The following is a 2343-nucleotide window of genomic DNA, read 5'->3' on the forward strand; positions in this document are numbered from 1 at the left end:
ATTCAATTATACCAAAAACAGAGTGTTTCATGCTATTTTATTGCCAGTTTTTATTGGATTTTCAAGGTGCATAGGCGCTTATTCAAGTGCGAAGTTTGAGTTACTAATATTTTTTTCAGCATTTCCAGAGGATGCCATATTGAGAGGGCCGGGAAAATCGGATATAATCATAGTTAGGATCTGTAGGAAAAGAACTGACACATCCTGCGCAATCTGTATCAGTTCTTTTTCTACAGATCTTTAGACAACGATTGAGGACGGAAACTGTAAGATGAAAGAAAAAAAGAAACTGGGAACAACAGAAAAAAGGCTGATCGCGGCCTGCGTTTTTTTGGCTGCTGCAGGGATTTTGCTGGTGTGCGCAAGGCAGATACCGGGATTTGCGGAGTGGTATGCGGTACATATTTATCAGAAGCTGACTGCGGTTGTGGGAAGGGTGACGGGACTGGCGCCTTTTTCTGTTGTAGAGATCGGACTCTATGTGCTGCTGATCCTGCTTCCGGTGACAGGAGTGCGTGCTGTTGTGAAGTCCGTGCGTTTCGGACATGGCGGAGAAAATGCGCTTAGGTGGGCGTCAGGAATATTTCTTACGGTTTCACTGCTGCTGTTTTTGTATATGACCAATTGCGGAGTGAATTACCAGAGGGAATCCTTTTCGGAGAAGTCCGGGCTGGAGGCAAAGCAGTATACGACGGAGGAATTGAAGACAGTCTGCCTGTGGCTGACAGAGGAGGTCAACAGCCTGGCGGGGCAGGTGGAGCGCGGTGACAGTGGGACAATGATTCTGACAATGTCTGCGGAGAAGGAACAGGATGCTGTACAGGCGATGAAAAAACTGGCGGAGGAATATCTGGATCTAAATGGGTACTATCCTCATCCAAAGCCTGTCTGTATATCGGAAATCTTGTCCTATCAGAACCTGTCCGGGGTATATTCTCCGTTTACGATAGAAGCGAATTTTAATGCAGATATGATCGACTATAATATTCCTTTTACGCTGTGCCATGAATTATCCCATCTGCGGGGATTTATGCAGGAGGAAGAAGCGAATTTTATCGCGTTTCTGGCTTGCGTCGGATCCGGAAAACAGGATTTTGAATACAGCGGATATCTGATGGGGTGGGTGTACTGCATGAATGCGCTGCGCCGGGCGGATACAGAAGAGTGGCAGGCGGTCCGGGAAGGACTGGACGAAGCGGTGGAAGCGGATCTGCGGGAAAATTCCCGGTTTTGGGATTCTTATGATGGGGCAGTGGCGGAGGTTTCCGATAAGGTGAATGATACCTATCTGAAAGCGAACGGGCAGAGCGAAGGCGTGAAGAGCTATGGGAGGATGGTGGATCTGATCATTGCGTACGCGGAGAATCAGGGGGAATGACACATTTTGCAATCCCTTCAAATAAATCTTTTCCACCTGTACGGTTGCAATCCGAAATCACATTTTTATGCAGTTTGCAATGAAAATGCGACTTCGGATTAGCATCCAACCGTACAGGTGGAATCTTTTCTAAAACATATCCGATTACTGCAGCCGCTATTTTACTGTTACATGCCACACACCGACCAATCACTACGCTGATTGGTCAGGAGGATGCACATAAAAGCTGGGATTCAGGCCGTCCATTGCCGCAGTCAATTTAAAATGACGGCCTGAGTTACAGGGCACGCCTGGTCAAGGTGTGACCTGTAACATTTTACTATCGGCTTTAGCCGGTTGAGTACGACGGAGTTTTTCGTGTTCCGAAAAATGGAGGCGTGCGAAACAAAAAACCACCTGCTATGCGGGTGGTGTAGCAAGTGCTTATAGCACAAAAATCACCTTTCCGTTATGATAGAGTTGTTCAAGCTACTACATAACGAAAGGAAAGGTGATTTTTATGGCTAACAAGACAAATAGTATGGCACATACGAAATGGATGTGCAAGTATCACATTGTCTTTACTCCCAAGTATAGACGAAAAGCAATTTATAATCAATACAAAGTAAGTATACGTGACATTATAAAACAACTCTGCGCGTATAAAGGCGTGGAGATTATCGAAGGACATCTGATGCCCGACCATACCCATATGCTGGTAAGTATACCGCCCAAGTATAGCGTGTCGAGCTTTATGGGGTACCTGAAAGGAAAAAGTGCCCTGATGATATTCGACAAGCACGCAAACCTAAAGTACAAATACGGAAACCGTCATTTTTGGGCGGAGGGATATTACGTGAGCACAGTCGGTCTGAACGAGGCAACGATAAAGAAGTATATCCAGGATCAGGAGAAGAGTGACATTATGCAGGACAAGTTGAGCGTGAAGGAATATGAGGACCCCTTCAAGGGGTAGCCGGTATTAC

At 46.1% G+C, this 2343-nt stretch carries 3 protein-coding genes; all 3 read left to right on the forward strand.

Going from position 1 to position 2343, the window contains the following annotated elements; genetic code table 11:
- Nucleotides 1–244: hypothetical protein (locus ACTOY7_RS21480; RefSeq protein ID WP_482672803.1), on the forward strand; the 244-nt coding region annotated here is incomplete at its 5' end.
- A gap of 27 nt (nt 245–271) precedes the next feature.
- A complete protein-coding gene (locus ACTOY7_RS21485; RefSeq protein ID WP_482672804.1) occupies nt 272–1378 on the forward strand; it encodes a DUF3810 domain-containing protein in 1107 nt (368 codons plus the stop codon).
- A gap of 499 nt (nt 1379–1877) precedes the next feature.
- On the forward strand, nt 1878–2333 hold the full coding sequence (gene tnpA, locus ACTOY7_RS21490; protein WP_482671376.1) for an IS200/IS605 family transposase: 456 nt from the start codon (nt 1878–1880) through the stop codon (nt 2331–2333).
- Nucleotides 2334–2343 lie beyond the last annotated feature (10 nt).

The organism is Schaedlerella sp., assembly GCF_056796775.1.